Annotated in this window: 19 protein-coding genes; 6 read left to right on the top strand and 13 right to left on the bottom strand. The window is 70.0% G+C overall.

The window, feature by feature from the left end; genetic code table 11:
- Positions 1 to 36 precede the first annotated feature (36 nt).
- The 10 genes from N5K27_RS22235 to N5K27_RS22190 all read right to left on the bottom strand — a co-directional run bounded on the left by N5K27_RS22235 (position 37) and on the right by N5K27_RS22190 (position 8,863).
- Complete coding sequence (locus N5K27_RS22235) at positions 37 to 897, bottom strand: type II secretion system F family protein (protein ID WP_279818909.1); 861 nt, start codon at positions 895 to 897, stop codon at positions 37 to 39.
- Complete coding sequence (locus N5K27_RS22230) at positions 894 to 2,579, bottom strand: ATPase, T2SS/T4P/T4SS family (protein ID WP_087839855.1); 1,686 nt, start codon at positions 2,577 to 2,579, stop codon at positions 894 to 896. The genes N5K27_RS22235 and N5K27_RS22230 overlap by 4 nt, the downstream gene beginning before the upstream one ends.
- Positions 2,579 to 4,000, bottom strand: coding sequence for a pilus assembly protein N-terminal domain-containing protein (locus N5K27_RS22225; RefSeq protein WP_243724416.1), 1,422 nt, complete (start codon positions 3,998 to 4,000; stop codon positions 2,579 to 2,581). The genes N5K27_RS22230 and N5K27_RS22225 overlap by 1 nt, the downstream gene beginning before the upstream one ends.
- The gene (gene cpaB, locus N5K27_RS22220) at positions 3,997 to 4,863 is read right to left on the bottom strand and encodes a Flp pilus assembly protein CpaB (RefSeq protein WP_176400783.1); all 867 of its coding nucleotides are present in this window, start codon (positions 4,861 to 4,863) and stop codon (positions 3,997 to 3,999) included. Before cpaB ends, N5K27_RS22225 begins: the two co-directional genes overlap by 4 nt.
- Positions 4,860 to 5,078 (bottom strand): hypothetical protein, encoded by a 219-nt coding sequence (locus N5K27_RS22215; protein WP_176400784.1) that lies wholly within the window; start codon positions 5,076 to 5,078, stop codon positions 4,860 to 4,862. Before N5K27_RS22215 ends, cpaB begins: the two co-directional genes overlap by 4 nt.
- Positions 5,075 to 5,683 carry a hypothetical protein gene (locus N5K27_RS22210; RefSeq protein ID WP_279818904.1) on the bottom strand — a complete coding sequence of 203 codons (609 nt, stop codon included), beginning with the start codon at positions 5,681 to 5,683 and terminating at the stop codon, positions 5,075 to 5,077. Before N5K27_RS22210 ends, N5K27_RS22215 begins: the two co-directional genes overlap by 4 nt.
- Before the next feature lie 44 nt (positions 5,684 to 5,727).
- The gene (locus N5K27_RS22205; protein WP_132979273.1) at positions 5,728 to 6,408 is read right to left on the bottom strand and encodes a hypothetical protein; all 681 of its coding nucleotides are present in this window, start codon (positions 6,406 to 6,408) and stop codon (positions 5,728 to 5,730) included.
- Between the two features lie 32 nt (positions 6,409 to 6,440).
- The gene (locus N5K27_RS22200; RefSeq protein ID WP_132979272.1) at positions 6,441 to 7,850 is read right to left on the bottom strand and encodes a hypothetical protein; all 1,410 of its coding nucleotides are present in this window, start codon (positions 7,848 to 7,850) and stop codon (positions 6,441 to 6,443) included.
- A complete protein-coding gene (locus N5K27_RS22195) occupies positions 7,851 to 8,138 on the bottom strand; it encodes a hypothetical protein (protein ID WP_279818900.1) in 288 nt (95 codons plus the stop codon).
- A 146-nt stretch (positions 8,139 to 8,284) separates the two neighbouring features.
- Positions 8,285 to 8,863, bottom strand: coding sequence for a YSC84-related protein (locus N5K27_RS22190; RefSeq protein ID WP_087839861.1), 579 nt, complete (start codon positions 8,861 to 8,863; stop codon positions 8,285 to 8,287).
- Between the two features lie 242 nt (positions 8,864 to 9,105).
- Between N5K27_RS22190 and N5K27_RS22185 the strand changes: the two genes are divergently transcribed.
- From N5K27_RS22185 to N5K27_RS22165, 5 genes are all read left to right on the top strand, one after another.
- Positions 9,106 to 9,918 carry an alpha/beta hydrolase gene (locus tag N5K27_RS22185; protein ID WP_087839862.1) on the top strand — a complete coding sequence of 271 codons (813 nt, stop codon included), beginning with the start codon at positions 9,106 to 9,108 and terminating at the stop codon, positions 9,916 to 9,918.
- Positions 9,919 to 10,059: 141 nt separating this feature from the next.
- Positions 10,060 to 10,704, top strand: a complete 645-nt coding sequence (locus N5K27_RS22180) for an OmpA family protein (RefSeq protein ID WP_087839863.1) — start codon at positions 10,060 to 10,062, stop codon at positions 10,702 to 10,704.
- A gap of 99 nt (positions 10,705 to 10,803) precedes the next feature.
- Positions 10,804 to 11,367 (top strand): GNAT family N-acetyltransferase, encoded by a 564-nt coding sequence (locus N5K27_RS22175; RefSeq protein ID WP_279818895.1) that lies wholly within the window; start codon positions 10,804 to 10,806, stop codon positions 11,365 to 11,367.
- 4 nt (positions 11,368 to 11,371) lie between these two features.
- Entirely contained in the window at positions 11,372 to 12,256 is an 885-nt protein-coding gene (locus N5K27_RS22170) for a DUF72 domain-containing protein (protein WP_279819115.1), read from the top strand.
- A 20-nt stretch (positions 12,257 to 12,276) separates the two neighbouring features.
- On the top strand, positions 12,277 to 13,233 hold the full coding sequence (locus N5K27_RS22165) for a LysR family transcriptional regulator (RefSeq protein WP_279818893.1): 957 nt from the start codon (positions 12,277 to 12,279) through the stop codon (positions 13,231 to 13,233).
- A 6-nt stretch (positions 13,234 to 13,239) separates the two neighbouring features.
- Here N5K27_RS22165 and N5K27_RS22160 read toward each other — a convergent pair whose 3' ends face one another.
- From N5K27_RS22160 to N5K27_RS22150, 3 genes are all read right to left on the bottom strand, one after another.
- The gene (locus tag N5K27_RS22160) at positions 13,240 to 14,331 is read right to left on the bottom strand and encodes a CoA transferase (RefSeq protein ID WP_279818890.1); all 1,092 of its coding nucleotides are present in this window, start codon (positions 14,329 to 14,331) and stop codon (positions 13,240 to 13,242) included.
- A gap of 15 nt (positions 14,332 to 14,346) precedes the next feature.
- On the bottom strand, positions 14,347 to 15,324 hold the full coding sequence (locus N5K27_RS22155) for a tripartite tricarboxylate transporter substrate binding protein (RefSeq protein WP_132979267.1): 978 nt from the start codon (positions 15,322 to 15,324) through the stop codon (positions 14,347 to 14,349).
- A 131-nt stretch (positions 15,325 to 15,455) separates the two neighbouring features.
- Positions 15,456 to 16,025 (bottom strand): DNA-3-methyladenine glycosylase, encoded by a 570-nt coding sequence (locus tag N5K27_RS22150; protein ID WP_279818887.1) that lies wholly within the window; start codon positions 16,023 to 16,025, stop codon positions 15,456 to 15,458.
- 144 nt (positions 16,026 to 16,169) lie between these two features.
- Between N5K27_RS22150 and N5K27_RS22145 the strand changes: the two genes are divergently transcribed.
- Positions 16,170 to 16,915 (top strand): tripartite tricarboxylate transporter substrate-binding protein (locus tag N5K27_RS22145; protein WP_279818885.1); only part of this gene is annotated, 746 nt, incomplete at its 3' end.

Here is a 16,915-nt window from a genome sequence, read left to right as displayed (position 1 = left end):
GAGCGCCGCCTTCCCCATGAAGTCCGCCTTCGGTTGTCATATGTCGATCCGGACGATGCGGGCGATCATCCACAGCCCGAGGATGTCCAGCGCCGCGACCAGGGCCAGCACGGCCCATCCCCCGGGAGTGGTCCACAGACGCTGCATCGCCTCGGGCTCCAGGCGATGCAGCGCGGCCAGCAGCAGCCACGGCAGGATTCCCACCACCCTGGCCTGCAAGCGGCCCTGGGCCGTAAGCGCGCGTACCCGTCCTTCCATGTGCAGCCGTGCACGCACGGTCCCGCCTATCCGCTCCAGGGTCTCGGCCAGGTTGCCGCCGGTATCGGCGGCGATCCGCAGCGCCGAAGCGACCAGGCTGGCCGCTTCGGTGGGTACGCGCGCATGCAGGTTCGCCAGCGACTGGTCCATGCTCACGCCAAAGCGCTGCTCGCGCATCAGCAGCGCGAACTCCTGGGCCAGCGGCGCCTCGCTTTCTGTCGCTATCTGGCGCAGCCCCGCCTGCAGGCTGGCGCCGGCGCGCAAGGCGCTGGCCAGGGCCAGCAGCGCGTCGGGCAACTGCGCATCGAACCTGCGCATGCGGCGCGTGCGCAGGTGGCGGGCGACCTGGCGCGGCAGCCACGCCCCGGCCGCCGCGCCGGCGGCGGCGAAGACCCAGCTCTGCGCGAACCACCCGCCGACGGCCGCCAGCAGGCCGACCACCGCAACGTGCGCCACCCACAGCTGGTTCACGTCCACGAACAGGAAGAACTCGCTCATGCGGACGCGGGCGGTCTCGGTGAACACCTCCCGGTACCGGACAAGGCTGTCGCGCACCCACCCGCAGGCGATCCAGACCAGCAGCGATACGCAGACCAGCACCGCGCAGGCGATGAGCGCGTCGATGGCGCGTGCGCTCATGCAAGGCTCCGGGGCCCGTCCGGCGCCGGCGTGCGCTCGCAGAACCATTGCGGCGAAATGACGGCGCCGGCGGCCCGCCACTCATCGAGGAAACTGGGCATGAGCTCGCAGCCCTGAAAGTATCCGGCGTCGCCGGGCACCGCACCATCCGGCCGCTCGAAACGGAACAGCTCCTGCAGCTGGATACGGCCGCTCTCGATGCCGCTGACCTCGACGATGGCGGTCACCCGCCGCTGCCCGGCCGCGCTGCGGCCCTGCTGGACCACGATGTCGATCGCCGAGGCGATCTGCTCGCGTATGGCTCCCAGCGGCAGGTCCATGCCCGCCATCAGCACCAGGGTCTCGAGCCGCGACATCGCGTCGCGTGGCGTATTGGCGTGGAGCGTCGTCAACGAGCCCTCGTGGCCAGTGTTCATCGCCTGCAACATGTCCAGCGCCTCGGCGCCCCGGCACTCGCCCACCACGATGCGGTCCGGCCGCATGCGCAGCGCGTTGCGCACCAGGTCCCGGATGGAGACCGCGCCCCGGCCTTCCAGGTTGGCCGGCCGCGCCTCCAGCGAGACCAGGTGCTCGTGCGCCAGGCGCAATTCGGCGGCGTCCTCGATGGTGATGACACGCTCGGCCGGCGGGATGAAGTTCGACAGGATGTTGAGCAGCGTCGTCTTGCCCGAGCCGGTCCCGCCGGAGACGACGATGTTCTTGCGCCGCTCCACGCACAAGCGCAGGAACGCCGCCATGTGCGCATCCAGCGATCCGCCCTCCACCAGGTCCTCCATCCGCAAGCGGCGGGCGGGGAACTTGCGTATGGTCAGGGCCGGCCCCTTCAGCGCCAACGGCGCGATGATCGCATTCACCCGCGAGCCGTCGCGCAGCCTGGCATCGACCATGGGCGAGCTTTCGTCGATGCGGCGGCCCAGCGGCGAGACGATGCGCTCGATCACTCCCAGGACCGACTGATCGCTGCTGAATACCGCCGGATACCGGCACAGGACGCCGCCGCGCTCTACATACAGCTCATCGTGCCGGTTGACCATGATCTCGGAGATGTCCGGGTCGGCGAGCAAGGACTCCAGCGGGCCCAGCCCGACCGCCTCGTCCACGACCTGCCGGCGGAGCGCATCGCGGTCCAGGTCAGCGGGAATCTCGGCATCGGCATCCAGCACCAGCGCTTCCAGCAGGCGGTCGGCCTCCTGCCGCAAGGCCGCATCGCTCATGGCGGACACGTCGCGCCGGCGCAGGTCCAGGGCCTCCAGCAGGCGCGCATGCAGCCGGCGCCGCCATTCGACCATCGCCGCTTCTTGCGTGTGGCCCGCGGCGGACCGGGCAACCGGCGCGGCCGCCCCGTCCGCCGACGGGGGCGCGCCGCCTGGCGACGACGCCTCGCCGGCCAGCGCGGCAACCGCTCGTACACGCAACATCACGGCGCCGACGACGATCTCGTCCTCGGGCAACAAGGGTCCGTATTGGAGGATGCGGCGGCCGTTGACCAAGGTCCCGCCCAGCGATCCCAGGTCTTCCACGAACACGCCTTCGGTCCGCTCCTCCAGCCGGGCGTGCCGGCGGGCGACCCGCCAGTGGCGCAGGCGGATCTCGCAGCCATCCCCGCGTCCGATCACCGCCGGCGACGCCACGCTCAACGAGGCCGCATGGTCCTCGTCGGTCAGGATCTCGATGTCCAGCATCATCGCTCCAGGAAAGGGGCATCGGGCCGCACGGGGACGTTCAGCCGTTCCGGCCCGAAGGTCTCGTCCAGCACTCGCTGCCCGCGGTCGATGCGCTCTCGCAGGTCGGGATTGCGCTGGGTGACGACGGTCGGGGTGACGAAGATGGCCAGTTCGGTCTCGCGCCGCTGGAACCTGCGCGACCCGAACAAGGGCCCCAGGATGGGCAGGCTGGACAGGCCGGGCAACCCATCCAGGTCCTGGGACTGCTCGCGCGACAGGAAGCCGCTCAGGACCAGCGTCTCGCCCGAGCGCACGTTGAACTCCGTGGCGGTCCTGCGCACCTTGAGCGCGGGGCCGCCCGTGGCCGTCACCGAAGGATCCACGGCGCTGACCTCGACGTCGATGACGGACCGCACCGTGCCGCCCGCATCGACCCGCGGCGCGATCTGCAAGGTGACGCCATAGGGCTTGAAGGTCGTGTTCGACGCGCCGTTCCTGTCCACCGTCGCATAGGGCACTTCCCCGCCCGCAAGAAAGCGCGCGGTGGAGCCGCTGCGCGCCGACAGTTGCGGCTGGGCCAGGATGACCGCCTCGCCGCTCTGGGCCATGGCCTGGATGCGCGCGGACAACAGGGCATTCATGCCCAGATACCCCGCCGGGGACGTGGCCGGGAACGGCAACTCGATGGGGCCGCCTCCGGGACGTTGCGCGGCGTCGCCGGCTGCCGCCCGCAGGGGCCGCCCCACCGCGGCGTCCCAGGCCAGCCCCGCGTTCAGGCCGCCGGTGCTCGCGCCATCCCAGCGCACGCCCAGTTCGCGCAGCCTCGAACGCGGCATCTCGACCACCTTGACGTCCATCATCACCATGCGCTCCCAGCCGAGCTGCCCGGTGAAATCGACCACCTGCGGATAGCGGCGCGCCAGTAGCGCGATGCGGGCCTGGTCCGCGTCGCTCAGGTCGTCGCCTTCGACGATGATCTTGTCGCCGACGAGCCGGCTGCGCACCGATGGGATGGTGGCGAGAAAGGCCTCGATCTCCCGCTGCACGCGCGAGGACTGGCCTGGCACGACGGTGATGCGCATGCGCCGCATGGCGCCGTCCCCGTCCCAGATGACCAGCGACGACGTGCCGGCCGCGTTGGCGAACACCACGACCTCCCTGTCGTCGGCCGTGGCCGCGTTGATGACCCGGCCATTGCCCACGGCCACCCGCGCCACGCCCGGCGCCGGGAACACCTGGGTCTCGCCGACGTACATCTCGACGTCCGGAAGGTCCTGGCCGGACTGGGCCGCAGGTGCCGCCGCGGGCACCTCTTCCTGCTCGAGCCATGCAGGCCACGGGGCGGACGACGGCTCGGCTGCCTGCGCCGCGCAGGCCAGGATGGCGAACACGATACCGGGACCGCCGCGCAGGGCTCGCCCCATGATGGCGGCGCTCATGGCAGGCCTCCCTGCCCTTCGCCGGCCTCGCCCAGGCCGGGAATACGGCGGGGAGCGCGGTCGCCATAGATGATGGTCGCGCCCGCCCGCCGGCGCGGCTCGGGCGGCTCCGCATCGCCCAGCCCCAGCAGGGAAGCGAGCCCGCCCGACACCCGGCCAGGCGCCGGGCTGCCGTCCCCCGGGCGGCGCAGCATGGCGGTAAGGATTCCGCCATCGCGCGCGATGATGAGCTTGACCGCCTCGTCCGGCGTCGCATCCAGCGTCACGGTGGAGAACGCGCCGCGCGGCGCCTCGCCTCCGGCCCCCTGCGTCTCGGTCTGGTGTCCCGTGGCCAGCACGCGCATCCGTTGCAGCAGCGGCATGGTCGTCCGTTTGCCGCGATGGTCGAAGGACACGTACAGGTCGATGAGGTCCCCAGGCTGCACCAAGCCCGATACCGAACTGATCTCGTCCACCGGTATGGTCACCGCCCGGCGCCCCTCGCCCAGTCGCTCGGCCAGCGGAGCCGGGCGCCCGGCCTCCAGGTGCAGCGGCAGGAGAGGTTCGCCGGCCCGTACCGGGTGGGCCAGCACAGCGCCGTCGAGATCGCCGAACCTGCCGGGGTCGACGGCGCCGGACGGCGCCCACTCGGCCGGGATCTCGCGCACCGCCGCCAGGTCCGCCGACAGGCGCTGGCCGGCCTCCAGGTCGGACGCGGCAACGACCACGGCGATGCGCGCGGCGCGCGCATCGGCCTCGATGGCGTCGATGCGGCCCTGGATCTGGCGCTGCCCAAGCCATGCGGCCAGGCTTCCGGCCCCCAGCGCCACGGCCAGCACCCACCACTTCCGGTCCACGCGAAGACGGGGCAGGCGCGGCATCATAGCGGCAAGGCCAGCGAGCCGGCGAAACGCAGATGAAAACCGCGCAAGGCCTCGAGCAGCCATGCCAGCAATCCGCCCCCCTCGCCAAACCATCCTGCGCCGGCCACGCCGGCCAGCAACATGGCCACGACGAGATACTCCGCGGCGGATTGCCCCCGCAGCCATCGCGCGCCCCGCCTCCTGCCCGCCACGATCATGCTCGTTCGCTCCTTCATTCGCCCGTCTCGATCTCCACGGCAAGCAAGCCGCTTCCTTGCTCCCGCGCCACCACCACCAGCTGCAGCACCCGCCGCGCGCGATGCCATTCCATCAGTCCTCCATCCGATGCCGCACGCCATCCAAGCGCCGTCAGCCTGGCTTGCAGCAACCGGGAAAATGTCGCGGTGTCGGCATCGTGGACGTAAAGCCGATGGGCCACCCGACCCCGCTCGTCTTGGGTTTGCAGGTCCAGCAGCAGCGTTGCCCCCGCTGGCGTCCACGCGGCGGGCAAGGCGCGCTCATTCGCCTTCGCATCGAGGCCGACGGCCAGCAGTCCCTGCGTCGCGCCGGATCGAGACCGGCGAAGCTGCATCAACCAGGGGCGCTCGTCTCGAATGCCGCTCAGCATCACGCCATCGGGCAAAGGCAGCAGCCAGGGATCCAGCCCCGGCTGCCTGGCCACGCCGTCGGCGACCTCGAGCGGCGGTTGCCGGACCTCGAACAGGCGCACGTCCATGCGCACGCCGTTCACGCGCACGCGGCCTCCCCAGCCCCGGTCCACCGCGCCGGGTGGCACGCTGGGCTGGGCCGCTGCCGCGTGGCTCCATAGCAGCCCCATCACGAGCATGAAGCCACCTCGCACCGGCTGGCGGCACCGGGCGGCGATCATCGCGAGCCTCCCGCAAGGTCCGAAGGCAGCAGGCCTTGCCACGCCGTGAGCCAATCGAATTGCGGCGGCGGGCGGTCCCAGGGCCGATCGACGCGCGACAATGCCGACACGGCGCGGCCGGCCCGCTCCGTACGCCGCGCGGCGTCGCTCCACGCCCTGGGAGCGCCGGCGATGCGCGCCTGGACATCGCCATCGTCCCGGGCGTGGCCGGCATTCACCAGGATCGCGAACCGGCTGGACAGCGGGGCCCTGGTTCCCCACCCGCCCAGCCTGGCAGCCGGCGCGACGTCGGGTTGCACCGACACCCGCCCGGCCACCAGCCCCGGATACGCCGGCAACAACTCCCCTCTGATCATGCGCGCCGGCTCGGCATTCCCCCCGGGCTGCGCCCGGTCTGGCAGCAGCCCGGCCGCCTGCCGGAGGTCCATGGAAAATCGTCCGGCCCGATCGGGCAGCAATGCGGATCCATCATGGTTGAGCCAGCGATGGCGATCAGGATGAAAGAAGTAGGCCTGTGCGCGCTCGCGTATTTCCCGCGGCGCCTCCTGCGCGACGATGAAGGCAAGATGGCGTCCGGCGAACTCGGTCTGTAGCGCGAGATCCTGCAGCCGCCCCAGTGCCGAGCCCAACACCCACAATGTTCCGAGCACGCCCAGCGCGAGCAGGGCCTCGGCCATGGCCTGGCCACACTGGCGCTCCATGGGCCCGTTCATCGCGTCGCCCCCTGCCTGCGCCATGCCTGCTCGCGCTCCGCCGCCGCGACGGGACTCAGGCCGGCCTGCCAGTACGGCATGAACAGACTGGGTCGCTCCGAGCCCCCGTCGGCACGCCCGACGGGTCGTCGATAGTAGGTCGACGCGGCGCTGACCGCGGCCAGTCCGCCCGCCCCCAGCCCCGCTCCGGACGCCAGGCGGCCCGCTCCGCCTCGTGGCCCGGCGGCGTCCGTCGTCCTCATGGCCGCCGCATCGCGGGTGGCCCTTGCGGCAAAGCGAAGAATCGGTTCTCCGGCCTGCTTGCCGGCTAATCCGGCGAACGACGGCAGTCCTCGGCCCTGCCACAGCACGCCTTGCGACAACGCGAACGAATTGGCGAGCGGATTGGCCGCCCCATCCAGCAGGTTCCAATCGGTATGCCCGCTCACCCAGCGCCAGAAATCCTGGTCGGAGAAATCCTCGGGAGGTTCATCGACATGGGGCAGATCGTCGTCCGCCAACGAAGCATCGCTCTTGGCGCTGCCCCAGCCCATGGGGTATTCACGGTAGTAGCAGCCTATCCAGCGATTGGACCGCAGCGCATGGAAGGACAGCGTGTCGACCGACCGCCAGGCATCCAGCCCCATCAGCGAGGTCGCGCCCCGGCGCCGCAGCTCGTGCCGCAGCCAGGGGCATCGCCACTCCGTTGGCAACAAACTGCGACGGTCGTGATCGCGCGGCGACAGAAAGCCGTAGTGCGCGTTGGCCTCTTCCACCATGCCCCTGAGCCGGTTCCGCGCCGCGCCGCCATGCCGGACCAGGAAACCCGGCAGCGTATCGGCCAGCAGGGATGCGTCCAGATGCGTGGCGCCATCGTCATAGTGGGCGGCCAGCACGGCGCGCATGGTCCGCATGCGGGTGTCGGCCAACGATTGCTGGACGGCCGCCTGCGCCCGCACCAGGACATCGTGCACGACGCGATCGTGTTCGGCGAAGGCGCGGGCCAGCGCGCCGTCTCCCCAGTCGGCGGCGCTGCCTGCTCCGGCGGCGCCCGCGGCGCTCCGGTAGGCCCGGCCATGCGCGGCGCCGAACAGGCCGCCGATCAGGCTGGCGGGCGGATTGGAAGACGCCAGCCGGCGCGCCTGCGTATCGCCGAATCTGGCCCACGAGGCCAGCGTGATGGCATGCGCCATGCCCACCTGGTGGGCCACCAGCGCGCGATTGGCATAGGCAAGGAAATTCAGGCTCCGGGCCTGTGCCAGCGCGCCGCTATAGGCCGCCGCATCCAGCGCGCGCGTCAACCGGACCTTCTCGCGCAGCAGTTGCCCGCCGTTGAAGAGCTGCACCAACCCGGCGGCCGCCGCGGCGAGCAGCGCCACCGCCAGCACCAACGCCTGTCCGGCCTGCGAGCGATCCACGGCGCGCATCTAGTTCGCGCCCGCCTGCGCGGCGTTGCCGGTGAAGGACTTGAGCGAACGGGCGGAGGTCTGGGACCGGGCACCCTTGGCCGCGGTCTGCGCCGCCCGCGATTCGGTCGAGCCGTCCTCGCCCGCGAGTTCGCGGGCCATCGCGGCCGTCTGGGAACGGACCACCTGCCCGAACAGCTGGTAGACGGCGATCGCGGCCACGGCCACGAGCGCGACGATGATGACGTACTCCACCATGGACTGGCCGCGCTGCCGACGCCGCCGGGCGGAGATAACAGGAAGAGACATGGGCGGGACTCCACCCCCGCGCGCCGGGCGCCGTGCCCAACCGTCCGCGGAGGTGCCGCCAGTTTCCGGGGACCGCCCCGCACCGGCAATGCGAGGATCCCGCGACGGACAGGAAGGTCATCCCCATCCGCCGGCGGCCGGTCCCGCTACAGATTGAGCTTGGAGATCTTGGTGCCTTCCACCGTCAGGCCGGCCATCAGGCCGGCGTTGGTCAGCGCGAAGGCCACGACCGGAGCCCGGGCGGTATTGGTGTCGACCGCGGCGTTGACGCCCGCCTTGACCACCGCCACCGATCCGTCCACGCCGGCGGTCCAGCCGTTGCTGGACTTGAAGCGGTCGAGTTCGGCCTGGTTCATGAACATGAACACCAGCGCCTTGGACTGCGCCCCGGCCTGGAAGCCGAACGAGCCGCTGGCGGTGCTGTAGTAGCCGGTGGTGCGTCCGCCTTCGCGCAGCGCGCCTTCACCGTACTCGCCGCCGACGATGAAGCCGGCATTGATCACGCTGGGGAAGACCAGGATGCCGCGCGCCTTGTTGCCCAGTTCGCGGGAACCGTCGACCGTGGAATACAGGCGGTTCAGCGTTTCGTTGACCCCGGAATCGATCCGGCTGCGCTTGGCGGCGGGCGAGCTGTCGCCGCCCTTGTTGGGGTCGGTCGTGGTGCAACCCGCGGCGACCAGCAGGCCGGCGGTAGCGGTGGCGTAGAGGAACTGACGACGTTTCATGCTCTCTCTCCTTGAGTGAGCTTGCCCGCAAGCAGCTTCCGGAGGAAGGGTCGAGGCCCGCCGCGGCAAGCACAGCCATTCTGCCGGATATACGTCAAAACGGCGAATGCAAACGTAACCCGGCTGTTGCATCCGGCCGTCGCCCCGCATGCGCGCCGCGAAAAGCACGGAAAGCCGCCAAGTGTGCGAAGATCGGGGCGTATCGACCAAAACAGGACGTCCGCCTCCAAGCGAGCCCGCCCATGTCCGGATTCGACATTCAAGACCTGGAGTTCCCCGCCTTCGACGGCCAGGCCCTGCCGGGGCGGCTGTACCGGCCCCGCTGCGATGCCGCCGTCCCCCTGCTGGTCGACGTGCACGGAGGCGCCTGGATCCGGGGCAACCGGCTGAACAATGCCTCCATGCACGAGGCGCTGGCGGACGAGGGCATTGCCACGTTCGCACTGGATTTCCGCATGCCGCCGCAAGCCGAAGCGGCCACCACCTTCGCCGACGTCCACGCCGGCCTGGCCTGGGCCCGCCGGCACGCGAACCGGCTGGGCAGCCGTCCCGAATGGGTGGGCGGCCTGGGTACGTCCAGCGGCGGCCACCTGCTGATGCTGAACGCCTTGCTGGGGGGCGCCCCCGGCGCGGCGGCGGATCCGGCGCCGCTGGTCCGCTTTGCGGTGGCCTGCTGGCCGATCCTGGATCCGCTGGCACGCTACCGGATGGCCCGCGAACGCCGGCTCGCGCCATTGCTGGACGCGCACCACGCCTTCTGGCAGGACGAGGCCGCCATGGAACGGGACAACCCCCAGTTGATCGTGGAACGCGGGGAAGCCCGCCACCTGCCGCCCGTGCTGCTGATACAGGGCACGGACGATGCCAACGTCGACCACTTCCGCGCCGATGCCTTCGGCGAGCAATACCGGCGGGCCGGCGGCGCGATCGACGTGCTGAAGTACGACGACGAGGCCCATATGTTCATCACCGTCGAACCTGGCTCGCCCGCCTCGCTGCACGCGATGGACCGCATCCGGCAGTTCGTGCGCAACCAGTGCCGCGCCGCCGGCTGAGCGCCGCGGCAAGAATGCAAACCATCCTCAAAACGTACAAAATGTTGCGATTCCCGGTCATATGGAAGGGCTAACATCAGCCTGCTAAAGCGTCGCGAATACGTAACGGCGCTTTTGCCCAGTCCACTCCAGGAGGTCAACATGAAAACCAACACCCTCTCCAAAATTGCCCTGGTCGCGGCGCTTGGCGTCTTCGTCGCCGGTTGCGCCAACCAGCAGCAGACCAACACGGCCATCGGCGCCGGCGGCGGAGCCGCCCTGGGAGCCGGGCTGGGCGCTCTGCTGGGCAACTCCAAGGGCGCGGCCATCGGCGCCGGCCTGGGGGCCGTGGCGGGCGGGCTGGTCGGCTATAACTGGAAAACCGTCAAGCAGGACGTCGAGAAGTCCGGCTCCAAGGACCTGGGCATCGACATGACCGAACAGAACGATGGTTCGCTGAAGGTCAACGTGCCCAGCAGCGTCTCGTTCGACACCGGCAGCTACGCGCTCAAGCCGGCGCTGCTGCCCGTGCTGGACAGCGTCGCCAAGACACTGAACGAGCATCCCGAACTGCGCGCCAAGGCCGTCGGCCATACCGACAACACCGGCCAGATGTCGCTCAACCAGACCCTGTCGCAGAACCGCGCGCAGGCGGTGGTCAACTACCTGACCAGCAAGGGCGTCTCGCCCGCGCGCCTGACCACCGAAGGCCGCGGCCCCAACGACCCGATCGCCAGCAACGATACGGTGGAAGGCCGCGCCGCCAACCGCCGCACCGAGATCTACCTGTACGCCACCAAGAACTGACCGGCGACTTCGCCGCCCTCCGATGGGGGGCGGCGGCGTTCTTGGGTAAAGTAATGGCTTGCGCCCGGCCGCGGCCGGGCTCCAGGAACGTTCATCGTCATGTCCAGCACCTCCGCACTCCTGTCCCCCTCGCCCACGCTCGTCATCCGCGACGCCTGCGACGCCGACCTGGTCGCCATCCAGGCCATCTACGCCTTCCATGTCCTGAACGGCATCGCCAGCTTCGAGGAAGTTCCGCCCACCGTGGAAGACATGCGCGCCCGCCGCGCCGCCGTGCTCGGGCTTGGCCTGCCCTATCTGGTGGCCGAGCAGGACGGCACGATCGTCGGCTACAGCTATGCCGGCAGCTACCGCGCGCGGCCGGCCTACCGCCACACCATAGAAAACTCCGTCTACGTCGCCGACGGCACGGGCGGGCGCGGAATCGGCGTGGCCTTGATGCGGGCCCTGATCGCGCGCTGCCAGGAAGGGCCTTGGCGCCAGATGGTGGCCGTCATCGGCGACAGCGGCAACGCGGCCTCCATCGCTCTGCACCGCAAGGTCGGGTTCGAACACGCCGGCGTGCTGCGCAGCGTGGGCTTCAAGCACGGCCGCTGGGTCGATACCGTCATGATGCAGTTGCCGCTGGGCCAGGGTGACCGCAGCCTTCCCGGCGGTCCATGACACCATGGGCGACATGCGCGTGGGCATCTCCGGCTGGCGCTACCCTCCCTGGCGAGGGGTGTTCTATCCGGACGACCTGCCGCAGCGGCTGGAACTGGCCTACGCGTCGCGCGAATTCTCGACCATAGAACTGAACGGTTCGTTCTATTCGCTGCAGACGCCCGAGCGCTACGCCCGCTGGCATGCCGACACGCCCAAGGGCTTCCTTTTCAGCGTGAAGGGACCGCGCTACATGACCCACATCCTGCGGCTTCGCGAAATCGATCGGCCGCTGGCCAACTTCCTGGCGTCGGGGCTTTTCGAACTCAAGGACAAGCTGGGCCCCATCCTGTGGCAGTTCCCGCCCAGCCTGCGGTTCGACCCGGCGTTGTTCGAAACCTTCTTCAAGGCCCTGCCGCACGATACCGATCACGCCCGCGCGCTGGCGGCCCGGCACGAGACGCGCATGCAGGGCCGCGCCAGCCTGGCTGCCCAGCCCGGCCTGCCCTTGCGTCACGCGATCGAGATCCGGCACGACAGTTTCGTCGATCCGGCGTTCACCGACATGCTGCGGCATTACGGCATGGCCCTGGTGGTGGCTGACACCGCCGGCAAATGGCCCTACTACGAAGACGTCACCGCCGATTTCGTCTACATCCGCCTGCACGGCGACCAGGAGCTGTACGTCAGCGGCTACACCGACGCGGCGCTGGATGGCTGGGCCCGGCGCATCCGGGCCTGGGCACGCGGCAGCGAACCACGCGACGCCCGCCGCATGGGCGGCAAGGCGCCGCGCCGCGCCGCCGGGCGCCATGTGTTCTGCTACTTCGACAATGACGCGAAGGTGGAAGCGCCTCGCAATGCCAAGACGCTGATGAGCAACCTGGGGCTGCCCATGCGGGCGTCCTAAGTTTTCCGCGAGACGCCGACGTGAACATCGACAGCAGACGCAACCGCAGCGACCAGTTGCGCATCAAGCACCTGCGCCTGCTGGAGCTGGTGGCCGAGCACCATTCGCTGGCCGCGGTAGCGCAGGCCCTGCACCTGAGCCAGCCCACCGTGACCAGCATGGTGCAGACGCTGGAGGAGGTCTTCGGCACCACGCTGATCGAACGCAACGCACGCGGGGGCAGCCTGACCGACGCCGGCAATCTCGCGCTGAGGCAGTTGCGCATCGCGCTGGCATCGTTCGACACGGCGCTGGAAAGCGTGGTGCGGGGCAGCACGCCGCTGGTGCGCGTCGGCGTCCTGCCGCTGCTCGACGCCTGGCTGCTGCCGCAGGCCATGGCCCGGATGGAATCCACCGGCACCCTGCCCCGCATCGCCATCACGCATGGCGGCATCAACGTGCTGTACGGCGGCCTGGACCGGAGCGAGATCGATTGCGCGATCTGCCACCTGGACGAGTTGCCCGTGCAGGGCGGCCACCTGACCGACCTGCACATCGAACCGCTGCACGAGGAAAGCCGCCTGTTCGCCTGCGCGACGGACCATCCGCTCGCGCGGCATGCCTCGCTGCGGCTGGGCGATCTCGCGAACCAGGAATGGATCGTCCCGCCCAAGGCGTCCCAGGCCCGACGGGTGCTCGAGCGCGTGTTCCTGGGCGCCGGCCTGGTCCCGCCGGAACCTCGCATCGAGTCCTTCCCGTATCACACGAACCTAGAGGTCGTGGCGGCCACCCGCATGCTGACTTTCGCGCCATCGTCGCCGGTCCGCCACTATGCCGGGATGGGCCGCGTGCACATACTGCCCGTCGCCGACGACATCCCGGTCAGCCGGCTGGCGTTCCTGGCGCGCCAACCCGTGATGCAGCTACCCGGGGTCGAACCGCTGCGGCAGGCCGTGGTCTGGGCGGCCCGGCAGATGGCCGCCGCGCGGGCGGCCTGACCCGGCTCAGGCCCAGGCGCGAAAGCCCAGTCCCGGCACCACCGCGCTGTCCTCGCCATCCTTGAGCACCACCGGCTCCAGCGCACCGCTGGCGACGGCGTCGGCCGCGAACTCCGCCACCGACCGGACCTTGGACGCCGGCACGCCGGCCTGGGCCAGCCGCTGTTCGAGCTGCGCCGCCTCCCATTCTTCCATCCGCTCCCGCAGCCGCGCCTTGAGCAACACGGGGTCCTTCGCCCTCAGGAAAGACACCTGCTCGCCCGGCCCGGACGACACGTCGAACAAGGCCGGATCGGTGGCCAGCTCTTGCAGCCCCAGCACCTCCAGCAGGCGGGCGAACTGCGCGGGCGTATTGGCCCCCAGCGCGATCCAGCCGTCGCGCGTGCGGAAGAAGTCGGCGGCGGGGCTGCCCGAATAGCCCTGGTTGCCGACACGGCGGGGCGACACGCCCTTGGTCAGGGCCTCGACGGCATAGCTGTACATCAGTTGCATGGACGCCGCCGCCATGGACACATCGAGCAGGATGCTGCGGCCGTCGCGGTTGCGCTGGTGCAGGGCGCTCACGATGGCCAGCGCACCCAGCATGCCCGTGGCCGCGTCGACCACCGGGAAACCGGTCTTGATCGGGTCGTCGCCTTCCATGCCTCCCATCATCGCCATGCCGGTCATCGCCTGCACGACGTGGTCGTAGGCCGGCCGGTCGGCCCAGGGCCCGGTCCGGCCGAACCCGGAGATCGAGCAATAGACGACGCGCGGGTTGACCGCCCGGATCGCTTCGTAGCCCAATCCGTGCCGCTCCAGCGATCCGGGGCGGAAGTTGTCCACGAACACGTCGGTCTCGCGCGCCATCTCCAGGACCTGGGCGCGTCCTTGCTCGGTGCGGAAATCCAGCGATACACAGCGCTTGCCGCCATTGAGCGACAGGAAGGCCGACGGCCCCCGCTCGGACCGGCGCAGCACGTCGCCGCCGGCGGGTTTCTCGATCTTGACGACGTCGGCGCCCATCCGGGCAAGGTAGAAGGTCGCCAGGGGGCCGGCGATGACGTGCGAGAAATCCAGCACGCGCACGCCCGCCAGCGGCAGGAAATCTTGGTTCATAGAATGGCCATGCGCCTAGAATTGAACGATCTTGGAAGCGCGCACGATGCGCGAGAACTTGGCGGTTTCCTTCGCCAGGAAGTCGGCGAAATCGTCCGCGGTCGGCGACAGCTCCACCGGCGATCCGTTCTTGTCGAAGAACGCGTTCAGGTCGCCGCGCTTGAAGGTCTCGTGGATCGCGCGGTTCAACTTGGCCACGATGTCCGCGGGCATGCCCGCCGGCCCCCAGACGCCGTTCCACGATTCGATCACCGTGTCGTCGTTGCCCAGCGCCTCCTTCAGCGTCGGCACCTCGGGAAGAATGGGCAGGCGCCTGGCCGAGGTCACGCCCAGCACCCGCACGGCGCCCGATTCGACCTGCGACAGCGCCGCCGTCACGACCGGAAAGCAGAACTGCGTCTGGCCGCCCAGCAGCGAAGGCACGAGATCCACCGAGCCGCGATAAGGCACGTGGACCACGTCGATGCCGGTGGCCGTGGCCAGCGCGGCGCCCGCCAGGTGCGAGCCCGTGCCCACGCCGCCCGAGGCGAAGTTCAGCTTGCCCGGGGACTGGCGGGCGGCCGCCAGGATGTCCTGGATCGATCGATAGGGCGACGTCCCCGCCACCGCCAGCACGAAGGGATTCATGTTGATCAGCGACACGGGCGCCAGGTTCTTCAGCACGTCCACGCCCACGGCGGGATTGATCAGCTTGTTGGTGATCATGGGCGAGCCGCCGAACAGCAGCGTGTAGCCGTCCGCCTTGGCCTGCGAGACCGACACCGCGCCCAGCGTGCCGCCCGCGCCCACCTTGTTCTCGACGAATACGCTCTGCCCCACCTGGCTGCCCAGCGCCTCGGCGAATTTCCGCGCCAGCAGGTCGACGCCGCCGCCGGCGGCATAGGGCACCACGAGGCGGATCGGGCGGTCGGGGTAGGTATCGGCCGGGGCGGCCTGGCTTGCTGCCGGCACGAGGCAGCAAGCCAGTGCCGCGGCAAGAATGCGTGCGCGCATGGCGGGTCTCCTGTCATGGGTATGGGCATGAATGCCGAGTGACCGCGATTGTGGCCGCGCCCGCCCCCCGCAACAATTCGAAAATCGGGAACCCGTCTTCGGCTTTTTCTATGGGCCGCGGCGCGCGGCGCTCAGCGCCGCGGGAAGGGCTTGCTCAGGAAGCGCGAACCGGCCATCCCGAAACGCCACGGCACGTCCAGCGCCTTCGAGATACCGATGCGCGGACCGGTGACGATGTCCGGCTCGCCCTCGCGCGCCACAAGTTCGAAGGGCGGGCGATCGAGCCGCATGCCGTCGAAGCTGCGATCGATGCCCAGGGCCTGGCCCACGCGCCCCGGTCCCGAGCACAGCAGCCGCGGATCGTCCACCCCGCGTCTTGCGCGCATGATGTCCAGGCCATGGGTCGGCTCCAGCGCGCGGATCAGCACCCCGGCGCCGTGGCCGGATTCGCGGCAGACCAGGTTCAGGCACCAGTGGATGCCGTAAGACCGGTAGACGTAGGCCCTGCCGGGTTCGCCGAACATCGAGGCATTGCGCGGCGTGGGCCCCGAGTAGCTGTGCGAGGCGGGGTCCTCCCTGTCGTAGGCCTCGGCCTCCACGATGCGTCCGCCCACGCCGTCCACCAGCAGGGTCACGCCGATCAGCAGCGGACCGACTTCGGCCGACGGAGCATGGAAATCGATATGGGCAAGGTGAGGCATGGGGACATCCGTTCTCGCAGCGAGAACAGAGTGTATCCGCTGGGACGATTGCCGCCCGCCGCCGATCTCCCGATACTTTTGCCAACACCCGCGCGGCCCGGCACGAAGCGGGTCCACCTCCCCTTCCCGAAAGGATACGCACTCATGGATAGACGCCAGGCCCTACTGACGATGGCCGGCGCGGCGGGCTGCGCGCTGCTGCCCGCGGTGCCCGCCCACGCCCAGTCCTACCCCGCCCGCCCGGTGCGTTGGCTGGTGCCCTTCCCGCCTGGCGGCACCATGGACCAGGTCGTGCGCGCCGTCGCGCAGGGCATGCAGGGCCGGTTCGGCCAACCCCTGATCATCGAGAACAAGCCGGGGGCGGGCACGGTCATCGCCGTCGACCAGGTGGCGAAATCCGCTGCCGACGGCTACACCCTGGTCACGGTGGCCAACAGCTTCACCATCAACCCCTCGCTCTACGCCAAGCTGCCCTACGACACCGAACACGGCTTCGCACCGGTCGCCCTGCTGGGCGCCACCGCGAACATCCTGGTGGGCCGGCCCGGACTCGAGCCCAAGACCCTGCCGCAATTGATCGCCTACGCCAGGCAACATCCGGGCAAGTTGTCCTACGCCTCGTTCGGCACGGGCACCTCCGCCCACCTGGCGGGCGAGATGCTCAAGCAGATGGCCGGCGTGGACATCCTGCACGTGCCCTACAAGGGCGGCGTGCCGGCCTTGACCGACATCCTGGGCGGACAGGTGGACCTGATGTTCAACAACCTGCCCGACATGCTGCCCTACCTGGCCAACGGCAAGCTGCGCGGCTACGGCGTCACGTCCAAGGCCCGCTCCGCGCTGGCCCCCGACCTGCCCACCATCGCCGAACAGGGCTACCCGGATTTCGA

It is taken from the genome of Pigmentiphaga sp. GD03639 (genome assembly GCF_029845405.1).
Taxonomy (GTDB): domain Bacteria; phylum Pseudomonadota; class Gammaproteobacteria; order Burkholderiales; family Burkholderiaceae_B; genus Pigmentiphaga; species Pigmentiphaga daeguensis.
The sequence above is the reverse complement of the archived record's forward strand: the minus strand, read 5'-3'. Positions and strand labels throughout refer to the sequence as shown.